Source organism: Rhodococcus sp. R1101 (genome assembly GCF_000278445.1).
GTDB classification, from domain to species: Bacteria; Actinomycetota; Actinomycetes; order Mycobacteriales; family Mycobacteriaceae; genus Rhodococcus; species Rhodococcus gordoniae.
The window spans coordinates 1-545 of record NZ_AJVB01000921.1 but is presented as its reverse complement, the minus strand read 5'-3'; the positions used below and the strand labels follow the sequence as shown (position 1 = coordinate 545).

Genomic DNA, 545 nt, shown 5'->3' with positions numbered 1-545 from the left:
CATCAAACACGTCGTCCTCGGCACCTCGTTCAAGGCCGAGGTCTTCGAGCAGCACTTCGCCGACGGTTCCGACTTCGGCCTCGAGATCGAATACGTCACCGAGACCGAGCCGCTCGGCACCGGCGGCGGTATCCGCAACGTGCTGCCGAAGCTGCGCGCCGACAACGTGATGGTCTTCAACGGCGACGTGCTCGGCGGCACCGATCTTGGTGCGGTGCTCGACACCCACGTGCGGACCGAGGCGGACGTGACCCTGCACCTGGTGCGGGTGAGCGATCCGCGTGCCTTCGGCTGCGTCCCCACCGACGACGACGGCCGGGTGACCGCCTTCCTCGAGAAGACTCAGGATCCGCCGACCGATCAGATCAACGCCGGCTGCTACGTCTTCCGCCGCGAGATCATCGAGCAGATCCCCGAGGGCCGTCCGGTGTCGGTGGAGCGCGAGGTGTTCCCGACGCTGCTGACCGAGGGCAAGAAGGTGTACGGGCACGTCGACGCGGCCTATTGGCGCGACATGGGAACCCCGGAGGACTTCGTCCGAGGCT

1 protein-coding gene is annotated in these 545 nt (G+C 67.0%); it reads left to right on the top strand.

The window, feature by feature from the left end:
* The coding region (locus R1101_RS0125235) for a nucleotidyltransferase family protein (protein ID WP_016935856.1) at positions 1-545 on the top strand (545 nt) is incomplete at both ends.